Annotated in this window: 16 protein-coding genes and 1 pseudogene; 3 read left to right on the top strand and 14 right to left on the bottom strand. The window is 39.7% G+C overall.

The window, feature by feature from the left end; genetic code table 11:
• Positions 1-23 precede the first annotated feature (23 nt).
• Positions 24-1,058: a 4-hydroxythreonine-4-phosphate dehydrogenase PdxA gene (gene pdxA / locus NZ900_06740; protein MCS7233786.1), complete on the top strand. Its 1,035-nt coding sequence runs from the start codon at positions 24-26 to the stop codon at positions 1,056-1,058.
• Positions 1,059-1,063: 5 nt separating this feature from the next.
• On the opposite strand, the gene NZ900_06735 is transcribed toward pdxA, so the two are convergent.
• The 12 genes from NZ900_06735 to NZ900_06680 all read right to left on the bottom strand — a co-directional run bounded on the left by NZ900_06735 (position 1,064) and on the right by NZ900_06680 (position 16,012).
• Complete coding sequence (locus NZ900_06735) at positions 1,064-1,810, bottom strand: SDR family oxidoreductase (protein MCS7233785.1); 747 nt, start codon at positions 1,808-1,810, stop codon at positions 1,064-1,066.
• On the bottom strand, positions 1,801-3,429 hold the full coding sequence (locus NZ900_06730; GenBank protein ID MCS7233784.1) for an FAD-binding protein: 1,629 nt from the start codon (positions 3,427-3,429) through the stop codon (positions 1,801-1,803). The genes NZ900_06735 and NZ900_06730 overlap by 10 nt, the downstream gene beginning before the upstream one ends.
• Before the next feature lie 5 nt (positions 3,430-3,434).
• The gene (locus NZ900_06725; GenBank protein MCS7233783.1) at positions 3,435-5,300 is read right to left on the bottom strand and encodes a TRAP transporter fused permease subunit; all 1,866 of its coding nucleotides are present in this window, start codon (positions 5,298-5,300) and stop codon (positions 3,435-3,437) included.
• A 107-nt stretch (positions 5,301-5,407) separates the two neighbouring features.
• Complete coding sequence (locus NZ900_06720; protein ID MCS7233782.1) at positions 5,408-6,409, bottom strand: TAXI family TRAP transporter solute-binding subunit; 1,002 nt, start codon at positions 6,407-6,409, stop codon at positions 5,408-5,410.
• A 44-nt stretch (positions 6,410-6,453) separates the two neighbouring features.
• The gene (locus NZ900_06715; GenBank protein ID MCS7233781.1) at positions 6,454-7,338 is read right to left on the bottom strand and encodes a dihydrodipicolinate synthase family protein; all 885 of its coding nucleotides are present in this window, start codon (positions 7,336-7,338) and stop codon (positions 6,454-6,456) included.
• A 112-nt stretch (positions 7,339-7,450) separates the two neighbouring features.
• Positions 7,451-9,538 carry a DUF3160 domain-containing protein gene (locus NZ900_06710; GenBank protein MCS7233780.1) on the bottom strand — a complete coding sequence of 696 codons (2,088 nt, stop codon included), beginning with the start codon at positions 9,536-9,538 and terminating at the stop codon, positions 7,451-7,453.
• A gap of 32 nt (positions 9,539-9,570) precedes the next feature.
• The gene (locus NZ900_06705; protein MCS7233779.1) at positions 9,571-10,101 is read right to left on the bottom strand and encodes a hypothetical protein; all 531 of its coding nucleotides are present in this window, start codon (positions 10,099-10,101) and stop codon (positions 9,571-9,573) included.
• A gap of 154 nt (positions 10,102-10,255) precedes the next feature.
• Complete coding sequence (locus tag NZ900_06700; GenBank protein MCS7233778.1) at positions 10,256-11,122, bottom strand: FkbM family methyltransferase; 867 nt, start codon at positions 11,120-11,122, stop codon at positions 10,256-10,258.
• 201 nt (positions 11,123-11,323) lie between these two features.
• The gene (gene ord, locus NZ900_06695; protein ID MCS7233777.1) at positions 11,324-12,334 is read right to left on the bottom strand and encodes a 2,4-diaminopentanoate dehydrogenase; all 1,011 of its coding nucleotides are present in this window, start codon (positions 12,332-12,334) and stop codon (positions 11,324-11,326) included.
• A gap of 15 nt (positions 12,335-12,349) precedes the next feature.
• Positions 12,350-13,594 (bottom strand): DUF1015 family protein, encoded by a 1,245-nt coding sequence (locus NZ900_06690; GenBank protein ID MCS7233776.1) that lies wholly within the window; start codon positions 13,592-13,594, stop codon positions 12,350-12,352.
• A gap of 3 nt (positions 13,595-13,597) precedes the next feature.
• Positions 13,598-14,794 (bottom strand): MFS transporter, encoded by a 1,197-nt coding sequence (locus NZ900_06685; GenBank protein MCS7233775.1) that lies wholly within the window; start codon positions 14,792-14,794, stop codon positions 13,598-13,600.
• 3 nt (positions 14,795-14,797) lie between these two features.
• Positions 14,798-16,012, bottom strand: a complete 1,215-nt coding sequence (locus NZ900_06680; GenBank protein ID MCS7233774.1) for an MFS transporter — start codon at positions 16,010-16,012, stop codon at positions 14,798-14,800.
• 149 nt (positions 16,013-16,161) lie between these two features.
• Here NZ900_06680 and NZ900_06675 point away from each other — a divergent pair, with 149 nt between their 5' ends.
• Both NZ900_06675 and NZ900_06670 read left to right on the top strand, forming a co-directional pair.
• On the top strand, positions 16,162-16,941 hold the full coding sequence (locus tag NZ900_06675; protein MCS7233773.1) for an FprA family A-type flavoprotein: 780 nt from the start codon (positions 16,162-16,164) through the stop codon (positions 16,939-16,941).
• A 361-nt stretch (positions 16,942-17,302) separates the two neighbouring features.
• Positions 17,303-17,788: pseudogene (locus NZ900_06670) on the top strand (methyl-accepting chemotaxis protein).
• Between the two features lie 2 nt (positions 17,789-17,790).
• Here NZ900_06670 and NZ900_06665 read toward each other — a convergent pair.
• Complete coding sequence (locus NZ900_06665; GenBank protein ID MCS7233772.1) at positions 17,791-18,837, bottom strand: pyridoxal-phosphate dependent enzyme; 1,047 nt, start codon at positions 18,835-18,837, stop codon at positions 17,791-17,793.
• A gap of 17 nt (positions 18,838-18,854) precedes the next feature.
• Complete coding sequence (locus NZ900_06660; protein ID MCS7233771.1) at positions 18,855-19,667, bottom strand: D-alanyl-D-alanine carboxypeptidase; 813 nt, start codon at positions 19,665-19,667, stop codon at positions 18,855-18,857.
• Between the last annotated feature and the right edge of the window lie 150 nt (positions 19,668-19,817).

Below are 19,817 nucleotides of genomic sequence, written 5' to 3'. Positions count from 1 at the left end.
ATTAAAAGGGAGGGATTGGCCAAATGAGTGAGCTTCCGGTAGTTGGTATAACAATGGGGGACGCTGCTGGAATAGGACCGGAGATAATAGTCAAGGCCTTAGCTAAAAGGGAAATCTGGGAAACATGTAAACCATTGATAATAGGAGATTTTCATATAATGGAGCAAAACCTAAAGTTTTGGCCAAAAGATTCGGAGATCAAAGACCCAAAGCTTATCTTAATTAGCTCTCCAGAATACGCTTCCTGGGAAGTAGGTAAAATTAATATCATACAGCCAATCCCTTCCTTAAAAGGGATAGAACCTGGCAAACTTTCCTTAGAAGCAGGAAGAGGAGCAGCCTTATATGTAAAGGCAGGAGCAGAGCTTGCCAAAAAGGGACTTATACATGCTATAGCTACAGCTCCGCTAAACAAAGAGGCTATAAATAAAGCCGGCTTTAACTATCCAGGCCATACGGAGCTTTTAGCCAGTGAATTCGGAATAGAACGATACTCCTTAGTTTTAACAGCAAGAGACATTTTTATCTTCCACGTAACAACCCATGTTTCCTTGCGTGAAGCAATTGACCTTATAAACATAGAACGTATATTAAATCAGATAAGGTTAGCGCACCTATTCTCCAAGGCCTTGGGGTACGATAAAGAGAAGATCGCTGTATCAGCTTTAAACCCACACGCAGGTGAAGGGGGGCTTTTCGGAAGAGAAGAAATCGAGATCATAGAACCAGCCGTTAAAATAGCTCAAAGCGAAGGAATAAATGCGATAGGTCCTCTACCTGGGGATGCCCTCTTCCCAGCTGCCACTAAAGGAAAATACCGTTTCCTCATAGCCATGTATCACGACCAAGGACATATATTCTTCAAAAGCTTATTCTTCGATGAGGGAGTTAACATAACTGTTGGACTACCTATCCTAAGAACGTCAGTAGATCATGGTACAGCTTTTGATATCGCTGGTTTAGGAATAGCCAACGAAAGTAGCATGGCTCAGGCAATAAAGTTAGCAGCCAAGTTAGGACCTAAATGGAAAGAGATATACAAAAACCTTGAAATTTAACTTTATTAATCCATATATGCTCCACCATTGATATTTATAGCCTCACCGGTTATAAAGTTCGACATATCTGAGGCCAAAAACAAAACTAAATTAGCTACATCTTCAGGCAATCCAAGCTTACCCAAAGGGATCTTGCTTATAACTTGATCGCGATAATCCCTCTCCCAGGTAGATACCATCTCCGTCTCTATAGGACCGGGACAAATAGCATTGACATATATGTTATATTTACCCATCTCTAAAGCTAGATGCCGAGTTAAATATATTATTCCTGCTTTAGAAGCACCATAAGCAGGAGATGCATTCGGATGGGGAGCTTTTCCTCTTGTAGAGGATATATTTATAATCTTGCCATATTTCTGATTAATCATATAAGGCAAGACCGCCTTACAGCAATAAAATGTACCGCTTAAGTTTACTTCTATTATCCTACGCCATTCCTCTGGTTCAGTATCCAAAGTAGTAGTACGCGTTATTATGCCTGCATTATTAACAAGAATATCAATATGGCCAAATTCATCAAAAGCAGATTTCGCAAGCTTGACCCCCGTATCGGGATCAGACACATCTCCAACTTGAATAATACATTTCCGTCCCATGCTCCTTATTTCATCCCTCAACTTCTCCAAAAGTTCACCCTTAGTCCCATTAATCACAAGAAAAGCACCATGCTGAGCAAAGACCAAAGCTATAGCCTTACCTATACCCCTGCTCGCTCCAGTGATTATGGCTACCTTTCCCTTTAAAAGCAAGACTTGAAACCCTCCTCAGTGGGACTCCGAGATACTTTTCTCCAGCAGACGGAACCATCCTCCCCCTTAAATATCTCAATCGAGCACTGCCACTGGGGCTTAATAAAGGGATAATCCTCTCTATAGTGAGAACCACGTGTTTCTTCCCTTAAAAAGGCAGCTTTTATCAGCAATAAAGCAGAAAGAACTGTCTGATATGAGAAGGTATCGAGCTTAAGCTCGGTAGATTCGAGAATATCGCTTATAAGATTAAATGCCCTCTCAAGTTCACACCCACTACGTCGAAAACCAAAAGCCTTTCTTAATATATCTTTTATTAAACAAATTTTCTCTCCCATAATAGAAGCGTTTCTCTTAAACCTTATAGAACTATCTATTAAGCTTTTCTTTCCCAAAGCTTTTTCAAACTCCCTTTCATTCTCTTCTCTTTCTTTAGCTATTTCCTCCGCTGCTAAAATTCCTGAGACTAAAGCTTGTGTAGCAGCATTACCACCCAACCTACATGCACCATGTATTCCACCAGCAGCCTCCCCTATAGCGAAAAACCCTTTCACAGACGTCCTATACCCTCTTTCCACCTTTATACCTCCAGAGTGACTGTGAGCCATTGGGCCAACTTCTAAGAGGTCCCTTTTTGGATCCAGACCAACACTAACAACTCTATTATAAAACCATGGATAAGCCCTTAACGTGCTCTCAGGTATATGTCGCAAATCAACATAGATCCCACCGTGAGGTGAACCATTACCCCTAGATACTTCATCCCAAATAGCCATGTTAATCAAACTCTTAGGCGCTCCAGCCTCCCCTTGCGGTCTAAATCTTAGCAAAAACCTCTCACCATTTTTGTTTAACAGGTAAGCCCCCTCACCAAGCATAGCAGTAGGGCAGGGCTCGCCTCTTAAAGATGGGGGATGAAGTAAAACAAGGGGCTCAAACTCTAAGAACTCTAAGTCAATAAGAGAAACTCCAGCTTCAAAGGCAATAGCAAGACCTCTTCCATCCACATCTGAAGGGTAGGTAGAATCAGGAAAAAGCGTACCTATACCACCCCACGCAGCAACCACAACAGGAGCAAATATATTTTTAGAATCACTTTCATCATGGGTAACAAAGCTCACACCGTAAACCCTACCATCATAAACTATTAAGTTATTACAAAAACCCCTTACAAACTTTACTCCTTTTCGCAAAAGAACCTCTCTCAGTAAACTACTAATTTGTCCTCCTATCAATCCACTAGTTTGACAGAGTGACCGGGGATAGCTTGAACCAGAGGTACGTCTGCGAAGAAAATCACCATCCTTTGATGCAAATCTTACTCCCCACTCTTGCAAAAGTTCTATACATCTTGGAGCAGAAAAACACATCTCCTCAACAAGCATCGGATCATTTATCCAGAAACCTGCTTCCATTGTATCTAGGTAATGCTGCTTAACACTATCCCCCCACGGATTATATGGTAAAGCTACATTTATAGCCGCTATATATGGGGTAGCTCCTGATCCAGGAGATAGAACTAAGATATTCGCCTTTTCAAGCTCTAATATACGCATTGCAGCACATAAGCCGGAAAGTCCAGAACCCAAGATTATCACATCATAGCGAGACCCAATCATTCAAGTCACCCCTTTAAAGCTCTTCTTACATAAATGTGATTAAAAATAAGTATCAAAGCCCCAATGCTTAACCCTAAGATAGAGCTTATAATCTCGGGCAATATAACTCCTATAGCTGAAACCCCTAAGATAACCCTTAATAGTAAGCTTTTTATAGGAACCATAAAATATCCGACTAAACTAGAAGCTAATAAAACGCCTCCACAAATCACCAATAAAAAGGCACCGATTGATTCAGAAAATGATCCAAGTAACAACAACTCAGGCTTATATGCAAAAGCAAATGGGACAAGAAAACCGGTCAAAGCATAGCTAAAGGCAATCCACCCAGTACGCCATGAGCTTGCTTTTGCAATTCCCGCAGCGGTAAAAGAAGCTAAACAAACCGGCGGAGTAATTTGAGCTATAGCTCCAAAGTAAAAAACAAACATATGAGCAACAAGAGGAGGAAGTCCTAACTTTATCAAATTAGGTGCAAAGAAAACCGCTCCTAATATATAAACGGCTACTGTGGGAACAGCCATGCCAAGCACAATACAACCTACCATAGTTATAATTAAAGATAGAGCTAAATTATTATGCCCTACGCTAATCAATAGATTACTAGCTTTAGCAGCCAATCCTGATTGAACTACTATACCTATTATGATGCCACAGGCTGCCGTGGGAACTGCAACTCCCACTGCCTGTTTCGTCGCCTGAATAAGACAATCTAAGAAATCTCTTAAACCTAATACATTTTTAAATCTCAATATATAGTTAAACCCGTTTATTAATATAGCTATAGCGGTACTCATAATCGCAGCTCTACCTAGAGACGCTCCTGAGAAAATATACCAAATAAGGGCTATCATTGGTATTAAGGAATGCAAACGCGGCAAAATAGGCTCTATACTTAGAAACTGTTCCATCTGAATCTGCCTAATATTACGCTTTCTTGCGAGAAAATCAACCACAAACCATAAGGTCAAGTAATAGCATAGAGCAGGGAATATCGCTGATTTTGCTATAAATCCATATCTAACACCTAAAAACTCAGCCATTATAAATGCCCCTACACCCATTATAGGAGGCATAATTTGGCCTCCAGTTGATGCAACAGCCTCAATAGCTCCAGCTTCCTCCGGTTTATAACCTATCCTTTTCATAAGAGGGATAGTTATAACTCCCGTAGTGCTAACATTAGCCACAGCGCTACCACTCACCATACCCATTAAACCACTCGATATAACCGCAGCTTTAGCTGGACCACCATATTGTCTTCCACCTATCTTCAACCCAATGTCAATAAGAAGCTTACCGCCTAACTCTGAGAAAAAGGCACCAAACAGAATAATGTAAAATATCATGCTTGTCGATGTAGATAGGGGTACACCAAAGATACCATCAGGTCCCATTACCATCAATTCCACAAACTGATTTAACCCTATGCCGCTAAATTTAAGTAAGCCTGGAAAGTATTTCCCCCAAATCGCGTAAACTAAGAACATCAAACTCAAGATAAAGAGCTCTATTCCAACAGCACGCCTAACCGCCTCAAGTAAAAGAACAATTGTAATTAAACCAGCAATTATATCTATGCTTAATATAGGATCTACATAAGGCCACCTTGTTTGAAGCCTAAGGGTATGAGCTATAAAATAGTAAGCCAGAAAACCTAAAGCAATTCCACTCACTATATCAATCACTCTCAACCATCCCTTACCGCTTGGAAAATATACAAAAACCAATAAAAGAGCAAAAAGCAAATGTATTGGATTCTGTAACATAGGATGAAGGGGTTTAACTAAAGCTATATAAAGCTGAAACAAGATCCACGACACTGAAATCAAAATAGCAATATGGCGTTTAAAGAAAGATCTAAATTCCAAAACGAATTCACCTCCTAATCAGCTTTTAAAAAACCCTCCTGATAGGTTTGCAAACCTATCAGGAGGGCCAGAAATTAACATCACTAATATCTCTATATCAGCATTTACTATTTCATGTACCCTTTCTCTTTGTAATACTTCTCCGCACCAGGGTGAAGGGGAGCCCCGCATTTAAGCGGTTTCCATGCGGTAGCTGGATCAAATACCTCTAAAGCAGCAAAAGCAGAAACCAATTCCTTTTTACTTTCACAAAGCTTCTTCGTTATTGCATAGGCTACATCCCCTGGCAATTTATCAGTAGCTATTAAGACCGTTCCGCTACCAACCGTCTTAATATCCTTTTCCTGTCCCTTCCATGTCCCTGCAGGCATAACATAAGTATCCCATCCCATCTGATTAAGCTTTGCAATAATTTCATCAGGAAGCTGTATAAAATGAACCTTGGTAGTCATGCAAAGCTCACTTATAGCAGCTTGACCTGCAGGTATGTGGTCGATGGTTATATCAGCCTTGTCATCCCTCAAAAGATCCACGATCTGAGCTGGACCAGTATGTGTAATGGATCCACCCCATGATTTAATATCGTCATAGGTAACACCATAAGCGCTAAAAACATGTTTACATGCTATCTCACCAAAGGATCCCAAAGCCTTAACTGCTATTCTAACAGGATGCTTCTTCTTAACTAAATCCTCCATGGTAGCTATACCTGTCTTCTTAACAAAGTTATCAGTGAATATCACCACAAGGAAGGGAGTATCAAACCCTCCTGCGAGAGCGGTAACACCGCTAATTTTAGGCCTACCCGGAACAGTTCCCTCAAGAGCCCATTTAACTGCCGCCGCATTAGCAAACGTTAAATGTGCCTTTCCTTCAGCAATAAGAAAAGGAGCAGCAAGTCCTCCAGGGGATATCGTTTGAACATCAACTTTATAACCCTGAGGCAACACCGTACTAATTAGACCAGACATCACTGTAGCATAAGCATACCAGCTCGTCCCAGGACTTTGTGTGGCAAATATCAGGGTACTTTCAGAGGCAAAAGCACCGGAAGCCACCAACCCTATACAAGCTGTTACCATCAATACCACAACCAACTTTTTCCCCAAAACTACCCCCTCCTTCCTTAAAGCTTGTTTTTCTTTTTAATAACTTATAAAACTCCCAATTCTTTTAAATTCTGCTCCACATTCCTTAACAGATCATCAGAAACAGGGATAAAAGGTTGTCTAGGATATCCAGCATTTAACCCCCTCAATTTAAGAAGCCCGTAAAGCATCGGAATAAAAGAAGCCTGTCCAAAGGAATCCCTGATACTCAGTAGAACCTGTTGCATATGAAAGGCTTCCTCATAATATCTCTCTTCGCACTTCCTAAGAACATCTTTAACCAATTCAGGCAAACCATTAGCAATTCCGGAAACGCATGCACGACTTCCCGCCATCCAACTGGGAACCAAAAGAGAATCGCTTCCTTGAATTACCTCAAAACCTAAAGGAGCAAGCTTCCTCCTCAACTCCATGTGATATGAGAAATTAAGGGTACTGTCCTTTATGCCATTTATTCCCATATCCGCTAGCTCTTTTAAAAGCTCAACTGATAAATTAACATTCGTATTCTGAGGTATAGTATAAACATAAAATGGCAAAGAAACAGAGCTCAATATCGTTTCATAATAGCTTTTAATGGCACTCGAAGTGTGAGGATAGTAATAAGGAGGAACAGCCGCAATGGCATCAGCACCTGCCCTTTCAGCATGCTTAGCAAGATCCAACGCTTCATAAGTAGAGGGCGATCCAACATGAACGAATACTGGACAACAACCATTAACGTATTCAATAAACTTCTCCGTAAGCTCTTTTTTCTCATCTACTGTCATCAATGGACCAGATGAAACCGTACCGCATATAAAGAAACCGTCAACATGCTTACACCAAAACTCTATAAGCTCTTTGAGCGCAGTTTTATCAAGCGCCCCATCTTTCTTAAAGGGTATAACAGGAGGAATTATAATACCATAGGGAGCCTTTTTAACCATTTTTGTACCTACTCCTTTCATATTTTGGTAAGAATAATTTCATTTAAATATTCTAATTAAGTCTCATCAAAATGATATCATATTTATACAAAATTAGCAATGTATAATACCATCAAGGTGCCGGGGTTTCTTTTACTTTTATTTTCTCAGGAGATGTAAAGGAACCTGTCCAAGATGGTTGAGGCGGTGCTATATTTCTAGATAACATTTCCTGCCATCTTTCATCAGTCAATCTATCAGAGGCTGGCCATAAAAACTCATAATAACTGAAAACAGCCCCTCGAGTTAAAGTAGGCTTACCTTCTATAGGAACGATAACAAATATCTCGTTAGCATGCCCGATAGCCTCCTCCAAAACTTGATGTCCAAAACCTTCTACACGAATATCTGCGGTGTGAACATCAACGACACATGCCATGTTCCTATCAGAGGGATGAACTAATTCCATCCAACCTGAAGCTTTACCATCGCTAACTACTTCCAAAGCGAGGAAATCCATCTCTCCGCCTATAGTCTCTATCCTGATATAGTCTTGTTCGCTTAAAGGCTCTCCTTTAAGTTCTTTTTCAGCACATTTAAGTAAAAAATCAATCATATTTTCAAGTCTATTTAACTTCTCATCCACACCCTTAACAAACAATCTCTGGTAATTGAATAACTTTTTAGTTTGACGAATCAGAGTAAGCAAGCGCTTCCAAGCTTCAACGTTAGGCTCCACATAACCTTTAACAACTTCCTCACTTCCGTCTCCCCCTTCAGCGCCTACAAAGGATTGCTTAGCATAAAGTACGATATCATGACGTAGCTGAACCCAAGAGGCTAAAGCGGTCTGGATAGATTTATCTTTCCAGGCAACGTTTTTCATAAAAGGAGGGCATCTTTCATCAACAGGCTCAATCAAGCTTTTTAAGACCCAAAGCCAACCCCAATAAAGTGTAGAGGTCCAATCGCCTTCCCTAAGCTGACTAAACCTCTGGGCTAACTCATCGCGCCTATTAATATATTCCTTCCACACAAGTTTGCCAAAAGCTTCCGGCAAACCATAAACCCTATATCCTCCATCGATTATCTGATAAGCCCTATCACTTCCCATAACAGCTATAAGATCTAAACCGCATGGTATAGGACGCTCCTTAGGATCAGAAAGCTCTTGTAAAACTTCGCTATCGGGGGTATAACGCTGTCCCATCAGCCGAAACTGAGAGGCCTCAGGATCAGGTAAGTTAGGCAACCTTCCAGCAAGGTGAGCTAACTTAGGCTTAATCCTAGGCTGTCTTAGCTTAATAAACTTATCTATATATAATCTTAGTGCGCTCGGGTTAGAAAGATCAGATAGGTTATACCTCTTGCCATAAACGCTTTCTAAAAGACCTCTTACCTCTCTCACTGTAAGGTCATCAGAAAAACCAACAAAATAGTTAAGTGGTTTAAATAACCTATCCCATGTATCAACTAAACCAGCTGAATAAACATCATTAACTATGAGCATCGTCTGAAGGGCCACTCTCGAGCTTAACTTCAGGTTACCCTCAGAATCCCTATAGGCTGGGGAAAAGGGGACAAGGCCATACCAAGCCATAACCATAAAGTATCGCCTTAGGCTTTCCTTTCCCGCGTAATGCCCTCGAGGAATAAACTGAGTATAGTCGATCGCATATGGGAATATATTCCCTTCAACTAAACCAGGCCTTTCTCTGATAAGATTGAGCTCCCTCGAAACCATAGATTGAGCCTGAGGAGGAAGCTCCCCCTTAAGGCCAAGTAAGTTAAATGCCACACCTACATAAGCTACGTTTCGTAAGGCCGCTTCTTTAAGCTCCCCACCTTGAAGGCTATCATAGGTTCTAATAGTTTGAGATAGAAGCCCTCTTGTAAAGGTTTTAAGAAGGGGTAGAAATCTTTCTTCCTCCAATTTCCTTAAGGTGAAGTTAAAGAAAAGATGATAAAGATGAAGAACGCTATCAACGGTAACAAAGTTAGGTATACGGCGATATACGTTATCCTCGTATACAAAGAAAGGCTGCCAATGACTAGCAGGACAAACTACAAAGAGATTTTTCTCCAACAGGGCCTTAGAGCTATCGGGTATATGAAACCTATCAATATTAGAAACATCCTCAATCTTTACATAACTTAAGGATGGGCCAGATAAAAGGGAACAAAAACCTAATACTAAAAATAAAAAAATTTTTAATCTCATAATTCTACCTCCTTAAATTTTCACTTATCCTCTCAAGGATAAGGCCTTAAAAGAAATCCCCCGTTAAAAAATCGAACTATGCGAAATCCCCCATCTTGAAACTTTACCCCGACTACACTTCCATCATTGAAAAGCTCTCCACCATTAAACGGCTCACTATGCCAAATCACAATGAAACCAAAACCGACCCATCTATAAACTAATAAACAACGTCTGCCTTCGCGAGTCTCCTCTAAAGTTATAAGCTCATCCTGAGGCAAACCATCCAAGTTAAAAGCCGTAAAATCAATTAAGGGCTTAGACATGTGAGAACCAAGCCAGCGAGGATAAGCAAAGCTTCCATTCCATCCTAAAACAAAGATACTCCTATGCTTGTTAGGAAAAAATCGAGTTTTAATATTAACCCCAACCAAAAGCTCCTTTATACCATCACCATCGACATCAGCTATAACAAGCTTCCATGCTTCCCAGCGAGCGGGAACCCCTTTCCAAACTTCAACGCCCTCTCTAAAAACCCTGATAGCGTTATCAACATGAGGGTAAAAAGATACATCCTCTAACAACCCATCCCCATCCAAATCTAAAGATAAAGAAAAAACAAAAATCCAAAATATAATACCCCCAAAAACCTTACATAACAACCTACCTCACCTTTTCAAGAATATCCTCATAAAACCAAGTTCTCCAATTACATACCAAAGCCATCCAGCCCCCTCTTTACCAAGCATGCATAATACTTAAGGTGTTACCATGCACTTTTAGTATTATTTTATAGTTTAGGCCAAAGCCTTCAACTATTTTCGGTATCTCAATATAATCATCTGGAAGATGATAAGTACATATAGATAAACGAGGCTTATATCTGCGGATAACCTCAGAAGCACCCAAAAGTAGCTCCCTCTCATAACCCTCCACATCCGCCTTAATGAAAGATATAGGAGGCAAAAGATTAGATCTTAAAAGCTCATCAAGAGGAGCAACTCTTAATATCTTTCTTTCAAAGTCTAGCCACTCTTCTTTAAGATAGTCTATCTTATCTTTGGAAAAACTACTACTTATCACACTTTTTCTTGAAACAAACATTTCCACACTAGCATTTCTACTACCAAGACCTAAAGGGAAAACCTTAGCCCTTCCCTCATCTATATATTTCTTAAGCGTCATCTCAAGAGCCTTCGCTAATTCAGGTATAGGCTCAAAAACGAGAACGTTAGCTCCCTTCTCTAACGCATAAAGAGAAAAGAAGCCCTCGCATGCCCCTGCATCAACCACCCAGTCACCAGGTTGAATTAAGCAGTTCCCACCCTCATAGACCTTCCTGTCAAAGACCTCCCAGTAAATAAATCCTAAAAGGCTTTGAGAGTAGAAAGACAAAGGGAAATAAAACTCTCTTTCCCCAATCCTAAAAAAACCGAAACCATCCTCCTCCTTAACTAGACTCACTGAAGGGAATCTAATCTTCTCGGGAGAGTGAGAGGAAAGTATCTCTCTAAATACGCTCCACCAATCAACCTTATACTCAACGCTCATCGCATTCCTTAAAAGCTTAAGCCTCCAACCTCCAAAAGCAAATTTATAGACCAACTTTAAGGATGTGACTTCCCCAAATCCAGGAAAGGGAAATTCGGACTTTATCTGAAGCTAATATTTTCTCAAAAATCTTACAATCAATATCTACTCCTTGGTCTAATTAGCGCTTTATGCTCTTGTTTTATCATAAAGTATGAAAATAAGCAATGCCCTTCCTCTACCTTCAAACCCTTTAGATTAGATGAAGGCCACCCTTTATCTCCAGCATGATAACATCGATCTCGGCACAGGAAGATCGGCCATACACTTTAATCCAGACTCTGCCCTCAAGACAATTGGGATCATGTTAACTGCTATGGCAACAGTAGCTTTCCCACCAGGTATCTCAGGCCTTATAGCAAGCTTTATATCTGGATCACCATAAATCTCTATGTAATCACCGGTTTCGATCCCCTCAAGATGAGGATAGACTTGCTGAGGATGATAAAACTCGATCACGCATTTGTCTCCCATATAAGCCTTAACCAAGTGCTCACAGCCAGCAACTAAGCCAGGCTCAATCTTAACAACCGGGGTTTCCCTATAAACTTTAGATACGATAGGCCTTCTTTCCTCCTCTACCCTCGTTATCCTCCAACCTAAAGCCCTTGATATCATCCCGATGCTCTGATGGAAACCAATGTGCCCAACGACTTTTCCATCTCTTAAACCCTTCTCAAACTCGCTTAAGGTTTTACCAACCCCTTGGGATTCCATGACAGTTTTACCAAAGGGGGAGAGATCGTTTATTCTTCTTGCAACTATTCTTTCAACTTTCAAGCATACCCCCGTCAAGGCAATTATAAGAGTGTCTAATACAAAACCAGGATTTACGCCGGTTCCAAGTATGGTAACCCCATATCGTTTAGCCAAGTCATCTAAATAGCTGGATTCATCAGGATAAGTATAAAAGGGAAAGACCATTTCCTCAGCTATAGTTATAACATTGGAGCACGCCTTAACGGCAAACTCCACCTGAGGAAGAACCTCCCTAACAAAAGAGCTTGTGGCAATTATAACTAAATCGGGATTGACCTTTCTTATAATTTCTGGAGAGTCAGAAACTCTAATCCCATAAGGGCCTATCCCTAAGATCTCGCCCACATCCCTACCCGAAAGAGAAGGATCTCTATCTATTACCCCAACAAGCTTTATTAAATCGCTCTGAATTAAAGCAGTAGCTATCCCTCTCCCCATTGCACCAAATCCCCAAAGAGCTATGCGCAAAAGCTTACCCTCCCTCTACTCACTTAATCTGTGGACAAACAAACCGCTCCTTAACTTTGGCTCAAACCATGTAGATTTAGGAGGCATAACCATACCCGCATCAGAAACGGCCATTAGAGCTTTAACTGATACAGGATAAAGGGCAAAGGCTACCTTCATCTCTCCTGAATCAACCCTTCTCTTAAGCTCCTCAAGCCCTCTTATACCTCCAACAAAATCTATTCTCTTATCAGTTCTTGGATCTAATATACCTAGTAATGGCCTCAATAGATTTTCTTGCAAAATATAGACATCAAGGCTTTTAACTGGATCGGATTCATCATAACTTCCCTTCCTAGCCTCAAGCTTATACCACTTACCCTCAAGATACATACCAAAAATATGTTCCCTTTCTGGCTTATAGGGGTGAACTCCCTTTTCTTCTACTTCAAATTTATCCCTAATACTAATTAAAAATTCCTCTTCGCTTAAACCGTTAAGATCCTTAACTAAACGGTTATACTCCATTATGTAAACATCCTTATCGGGAAATACAGCTGCCAAAAAGTAGTTAAACTCCCCATCCTTATATTTAGAACCCTTTCTTCTTTCAAAACCAACCTTAACGGCAGCGGCACACCTATGGTGACCATCAGCTATGTAAAGAGAGCTAACCTTATTAAATAGGGCTTCTAATTTACCAATAATCTCATCCTCATCCACAATCCAAACGGTATGTTTAACTCCATCCTCAGAAATAAAATCGTAAATCGGAACATGAGCTTCTATCCAACTTTTAATCAAAGCGTCTATTTCCTCATTAAAGGGATAAAATAGGAAAACCGGACCAGTATTAGCATCACATATATCTATATGTTTTATTCTTTCAAGCTCCTTATCCGCACGGGTATGCTCATGCCTCTTAATAACTCCACTTAAATAATCATCTATGCTGCAACATCCAACTATGCCAGTTTGAGCTCTCCCCATCATGATTTCCCTATAAATGTAAAAGCAAGGCTTTTCCTCTAAAATAAATACTCCTTCCTTAATCATATTCTCCAAATTTTCTCTGGCCTTTTCATAAACGCTCACATCGTTAACATCAGGCTCATAAGGGAACTCGATCTCAGATTTTTCAACCCTGAGGAAGGAATAAGGGTTACCCTTAACAATTTCCTTTGCCTCCTTAAAACCCACCACATCATAAGGCAGTGCAGCTACAAGAGAAACTAAATGAGATTTAGGCCTTAAAGCCTTAAAGGGTTTTAAAATAGCCAAGTATCATCCCTCCATTCGAAGAGCTTTTCTTTCGAACACTGCACTTTTAAAGAAAATTATAATACCAATCACCATAATTAAAAATGAGATTAATATAGCACTGTTATAATTTCCATAAAGATCGTATAAGAAACCCCCCAAAATTGGCCCAGCAAAGGACGCAAGGGAATACCCTAGAAAAACAAAAGGATAAATCAATGTAACCTTATCAACCCCATATCTTTCAGCGGTCTCCCTCGCAAAGAGAACAAAGTTCGCACCATAGCTAAAACCAAGCAAAAATACCATAACTAAATACAACACAACGCCGAAAGAAAGAACATTTAAGCTCAGCAAGGTAAAAGCCCCGCAAAGGAAGCTTAAAACTATAGCTCGAGGGGAACCAATAAGATCACCAATCCATCCCCACACTATTCTACCCATAAAGTTAGCAAAGGCAAAGAGGGAGATACTTATAGTTACCACAGATTCATTATTCAGCTTACTTAACCCTATACTTTTTAAACTCCCCGCTACCATCATTCCACCAAAGGTCCCACAAAAGATGCCAAGCCAAAGCCTCCAAAAAGTCCACCTTTTGAAAATGTCTTTTACCTTTAAGCCGCTTTCCTCCTTGACGAAGTTTTCCTCGTAATAAGGCTTATCAAAAAGAAGGGCACTAAAACCAACTATAACTAAATAGGACAATCCGACGATCATAAACACTTGAAAGATGTTATATCCTAAGCCAATCAGATAAGAGATTATAAAGGGTAAAACTATGGCTCCTAAACCAAAACCACCTACAGAAACTCCTGTAACTAATCCCTTTCTATCTGGAGGAAACCATCTTATAGGAATACCTACTCCCAATGTATAAATGATACCTATGCCTAGAGCACCTAAAACTCCCAAGAAAAGCCAAATTTTGAGGAAATCCCCTCCGGAGAAGCCAACGAGAAAGTAACCACTGCTAAAAAGAATCGCTCCAGTTAAAACAAGCTTTTTAAGAGTTCTTAATTTACGCTCTAACTTACCCACAAGGATCATAAAAGCAGAAAAACCACCCACTATAGAGCTAAAAATTACCTGAGACTGTGTAGCAGAAATATACCCTCCCTTCATAAGTTCATAGGCGAAGGCACTCCAAGCATAGATCCCACCCACACAGAACATCATTGAAAAGCTCGCAAGCAGTATAATCCATCTGTTTTTAAACACGCCTTATCCCCCCTTACAAAATCCAAGATGTTTTATTAAGGATAGGATAAGCCTTAGCACATCCTTCGCAAAGAAGGAAACCCCTAATAAGTTCACAAAAAAGGCAACTAAAATAACTTTATAATATCCACCAGAAAGATCATATAGAATCCCTCCAATGATCGGTCCACAAATTGCTGCTAGAGCATTACCAAGGAAGACATATGGGTAAATTAAGGTAACCTTATTAATCCCATAACACTCAGCGGTCTCCCTCGCAAAGAGAACGAAGTTCGCACCATAGCTAAAACCAAGCAAAAATATCAATAACACATATATAATAGCACTAATGGAGAGAGTGTAAAGTCCTATTAAAGCTAACGCTCCACAAAGCATGCTCAGAACTATAGCGCGAGGAGAACCAATTCTATCACCTATAAATCCCCATAAAACCCTTCCTATACAGTTAGTAATCGCAAACAAAGATATGCTTGCTGTAACAAGAAACTCATCATTAATAAGTGTCAATCCTATATTTTTCAAGTTACCTATTATAGTCACCCCTCCGAACACACCACAAAAAATACCTAGCCAGAGCCTCCAGAAACACCATTGATTGAAAAACTTAATCTTCACTGAAATTCCCTCTCCAGATAAGGATCCCTCAGGATCATTTGGCCTATCAAAAAAGATAGCGCTTACCGAAATGACTGAAAGATAAATAACACCCACAATTATGAATATTTGATGAACAGAGTAACCCAAGCCCTTAAAATACATAATTATGAACGGCAATACTACCGATCCCAATCCAAAGCTACCAACAGCTAAACCGGCAACCAAACCTTTCCTATGGGCAGGGAACCATCTTATAGGAATACCTATACCTAAGGCATAAAGAATCCCTATACCTATCGCACTTAAAAAGCCTAAAGAAAGCCATACTCCCCAAAAATTTCCATTAAAAAGCCCCGCAAGAATATAGCTTATACCAAACAGTATCCCGGTAAGTAAAACTACCTTTTTTAGCCTTCTAACCTTCTGCTCCAATCTGCCTGCCAAGATCATATAAAAGGGTATTCCTCCACTTATGGAACTGAAAACTATTTGAGACTGTGTTACAGAAAAATATCCTCCTTTGATAAGCTCATAGGCAAAGGCACTCCAAGCATAAACTCCACCTATACAAAACATGATTAAAAGAGTTGATATTAAAACAACCCATCTACTATGAAGCATTCTCAATACTCTCCTTTCTCAGGAATTTAAACTCATAGAGTCATAATACTTAATAATTTTTACCACAGCTTTTTAAACAGCTCAAGGTAGATGATATAATTGAACTATAATCAACTTGACTTCTATTCCACAAAATGGAGGTGTCAAAGATGCAAAATATAAAAGGGACAGAAAACATCACCCTATACGAAGACAGTAACCATAAGTTCCTATTTCTCGCTTGGGAGGAAAAGGAGGAAGAAGGTATCGTTCAAACCAACCAGTATATGATAATCGATGGAAATGAAGCGGTCTTACTTGATCCAGGCGGAGTTCACGTTTTCCCAAGAGTTTTAGCTAACGTATCTGAAATAATAGAGCCAAGCAAGATAAAGTATATCTTCTTCACTCATCAAGACCCAGATGTATCCTCCGGAATAATGCTTTGGCTCTCCATAGCTGAAAACGCAAGGATATATATATCGAAACTGTGGATAAGATTTCTTCCCCACTTCGGCATATACGATTACAGAAGAGTAGTGCCCATACCAGATAACGGAGATAAGATAAAGCTTTCCTCAGGGGTCGAGCTTGAGTTAATACCTGCTCATTTCCTTCACTCAACAGGTAATTTCAACCTCTATGATCCCAGGGCCAAGATTCTTTTCTCTGGCGATATAGGAGCTGCAATATTTGAAAAGGGCAAGAGATACCCAATTGTGGAGGACTTTAATAGTCATACAAAGCTAATGGAAGGCTTCCATAAAAGATATGTTGCCTCAAGCGTTGTGCTCAAAAAGTGGCTCAGCTTGGTCGAAAGAAAGGAAATAAACGTAATAGCACCACAACATGGAGCTATAATTAAGGGAGAAAACGTTAAGAAATTCCTTGAATGGCTTAAAACCCTAAAGTGTGGAATAGATATAATAGATGAAATCTACGGAAGGTGATAACATGATAAGGTCCAAAGATAAATGCAGTGAAAGAGTTTTATCGGCGTTTTTTGCAGAAAACCTAATGACATCATTCATGTCGCAACTTGACGAGGCTCTTCTTTCAAGAGTAAGAAAATCTCAAGGAAATCTAAAGGAGCTCGAAAAAACCTTTGAAGAAACTCGCAAGAAAATAGAAGAGCTTTCAGAAAAATTTGGGGAAGAAAGTAAAAACCTTATAGAAAGCATAGAAAAATCTAGAGAGGTTAATAAACAAATAGTTGAAGATCTGGAGAAATCTGGTGCAGATATATCTAAGATAAGCGAAGTGGTTCTCTCATCCATAAATAAAACCTCTCATACGCTTTCTATGTTTAGTGAAATACAAAGCATGGCTATTGAAATAACTAAAATTGCAAAGCAAACAAACCTACTAGCTTTAAATGCATCTATAGAAGCTGCAAGAGCTGGAGAGTTTGGCAAGGGATTTGCTGTGGTGGCTTCTGAAGTGCAAAAGCTAGCTGGAGAATCAAACAAAGTAGCTAAAAGCATAACAGATCAGGTAAGGGAGCTATCAAAAGCAGTTAGCGAGGCCTTGGAAAGCACTAAACTTGTGGGAGAAATTTTCACCAGCGTTCAGAAATCCTTACAACAGCTAATGGAATTCATGCAAAGTAATTACACTTTGCTTTATCGCATAGCAGAGCTCCTTTCAGGAACAAGAGAAAATCTCCTTGAAGAGAAAAATAATTTTGATAGGGCTCTTGAAGTTATGGAAAAAACGGTTGAAAAATTCGAAACGCTATCCAGAGTAATATCCTCTGTAGTAAAAGCTCAAATGAAGCTTAAGGATGTGAACATATAGCATTAAACGCTCTTTAAACCAGAGCCAGTTAAAGGGATCAAAACCTTCGCCTTTCCCTTAAAATAACCTTCATTAAATAAGATCTTAAATCCAGCATAAGTTGCAGCTGATGTAGGTTCAACAAGAAAACCAAAAGAAAGGAGTTCAGCTAAAGCTTCACTTATCTCACTATCTCCCACAGAAATAGCTTTTCCACAGCTTTCCTTAAGGATTTCTTTCATCTCCTCTTTTCTCGGTGGCTCTGGGATAGCTATTCCTTCAGCTAAGGAACTCTTTTCTTCGCTTCTTTCAATTAAACTCTCAAAACCTTTAGCTTGGACAGCTATCATGACAGGCATGGTAAGCTTACCATATTTTTCAAGCTCTTTAAAGCCCTTATAAAGACCTATAAATAGACTTCCACTTCCTACAGGGCTTAAAACGTAATCTATCGAGCCTACCTGCTCATAGACCTCGTAAGCGATCAATTTTGTACCTTCAAGGAAGAAGGGATTAAACCAATGAGATACATATAGTCCCCCTTCAAAGCTTTTTGCCTTTTTATATACATCCATTCTCGAGCCCTCAACCTCATGAACCTCAGCATCCAAAAACTTAAGGAGCCTCTTTTTACCCTTGCTTGTGTGACTAGGTATAAATATGTGAGCCTTTAATCCTTCACACTTAGAAAAAAGAGCTAGGCTTAAAGCAGCATTACCTGAAGAGTCTAAAGTAACCTCTTGTATACCCTCTTCCTTAAGCTTTGCTACCGTTACATAGGTTCCTCGATCTTTAAAGGAACCGCTTGGCATCAAATACTCAAGCTTAAAGAAAACCTTTACATTACTAAAGGTCCTTTCAACAATAGGAGTTAAAGGTAATGTAAGGCTTGGATAAAAAGCCTCTTTTAACGGAAGCAACTTAACATACCTTCTTATGTCCAAAAACCTCTTATCAATGCAAACATCGAAAACTCTAGGTCTTTCATAAAAATAGTCCAATAACCCACCACAATCACACGAAATTTTAAAACCAACGAAGCCTTTTCCACAAACCCTACACTTTAACAAAAAAAACCACCCCTCCCCTAAAACTCAAAAGCGAGGTCAAGAAGGAAAGGCGCATCATCCCAGCGATTGGGAGCATTTAAGAGGATCAATAAAACCTTTCTATTGCCTCTCTCTGCCCAGGCCACTAAACATCTCCCCGCTCTATCTGTATAACCCGTCTTCACTCCAATAACCCCTGGATAGCAATCGATAAGTTTATTCTTATTCTTAAGTTTAAAGGTTCTCTTACCATCAACAGTTTTCACTTCCATTTCAGGAATTGAAACTATTCTGGCAAAGGCTTGATTTCTCATAGCAGCTTCGGTTAATATCATTAAATCGTAAGCGCTTGAGTAATGATTCGGGTGATCATGACCACAAGAGTTGACGAAATTTGTGTTCTTCAAGCCCATCCTCTGCGCACGAAGGTTCATCATCCTTACAAAGTTAGACTCACTTCCACCCACATATTCCGCTATAGCCCTACAGGCATCATTAGCAGAATGTATTAAAGCTGCACAAATTAAATCTATAGCCCTTAACCTATCTCCCTCTTTAAGCCTTATCCTCGATCCGTCTTCCATAGCAGCACTTCTGCTAACCCGAACTATCTCATCAGGTTTAATCTTCTCAAGGGCGATCAAGGCAGTCATAATCTTGGTCAAACTTGCAGGAGGAAGCCTTTTATGAATATCCTTAGCCCATACGATCTTACCATCTATCTTAACTAAATAAGATGAAGCTATAAAAGGAAATGGATCTATTAATTCCTTAGCCTCTGAGAAGCCACCTGTAGTAAAAAGCAAAAATAAAAACACCACAAAAGCTCTCACGAAAGATCTCCTTTTCACGCCTTACACTCCCTCAATTAAAATTCCCCACCTTTAAGAATTTTAAATCAAAAAAGCCTATCAAGCAACCCTTGACATAGTAATACCCCATTGATATAATGCTTGCCTAATAGCACAAAAAATAAAATTCGTGTTAAAAGGAGGTAGATT

Source organism: Synergistota bacterium (assembly GCA_025060595.1).
Classification (GTDB): Bacteria; Synergistota; GBS-1; order GBS-1; family GBS-1; genus 42-11.
The sequence above is the reverse complement of the archived record's forward strand: the minus strand, read 5'-3'. Positions and strand labels throughout refer to the sequence as shown.

Coding starts and splice junctions, on each gene's coding strand:
- NZ900_06730 (MCS7233784.1), bottom strand. CDS start 3,429: ATGATTGGGTCTCGCTATGATGTGATAATCTTGGGTTCTGGACTTTCC.
- NZ900_06715 (MCS7233781.1), bottom strand. CDS start 7,338: ATGGTTAAAAAGGCTCCCTATGGTATTATAATTCCTCCTGTTATACCC.
- pdxA (MCS7233786.1), top strand. CDS start 24: ATGAGTGAGCTTCCGGTAGTTGGTATAACAATGGGGGACGCTGCTGGA.
- NZ900_06710 (MCS7233780.1), bottom strand. CDS start 9,538: ATGAGATTAAAAATTTTTTTATTTTTAGTATTAGGTTTTTGTTCCCTT.
- NZ900_06675 (MCS7233773.1), top strand. CDS start 16,162: ATGCAAAATATAAAAGGGACAGAAAACATCACCCTATACGAAGACAGT.
- NZ900_06680 (MCS7233774.1), bottom strand. CDS start 16,012: ATGCTTCATAGTAGATGGGTTGTTTTAATATCAACTCTTTTAATCATG.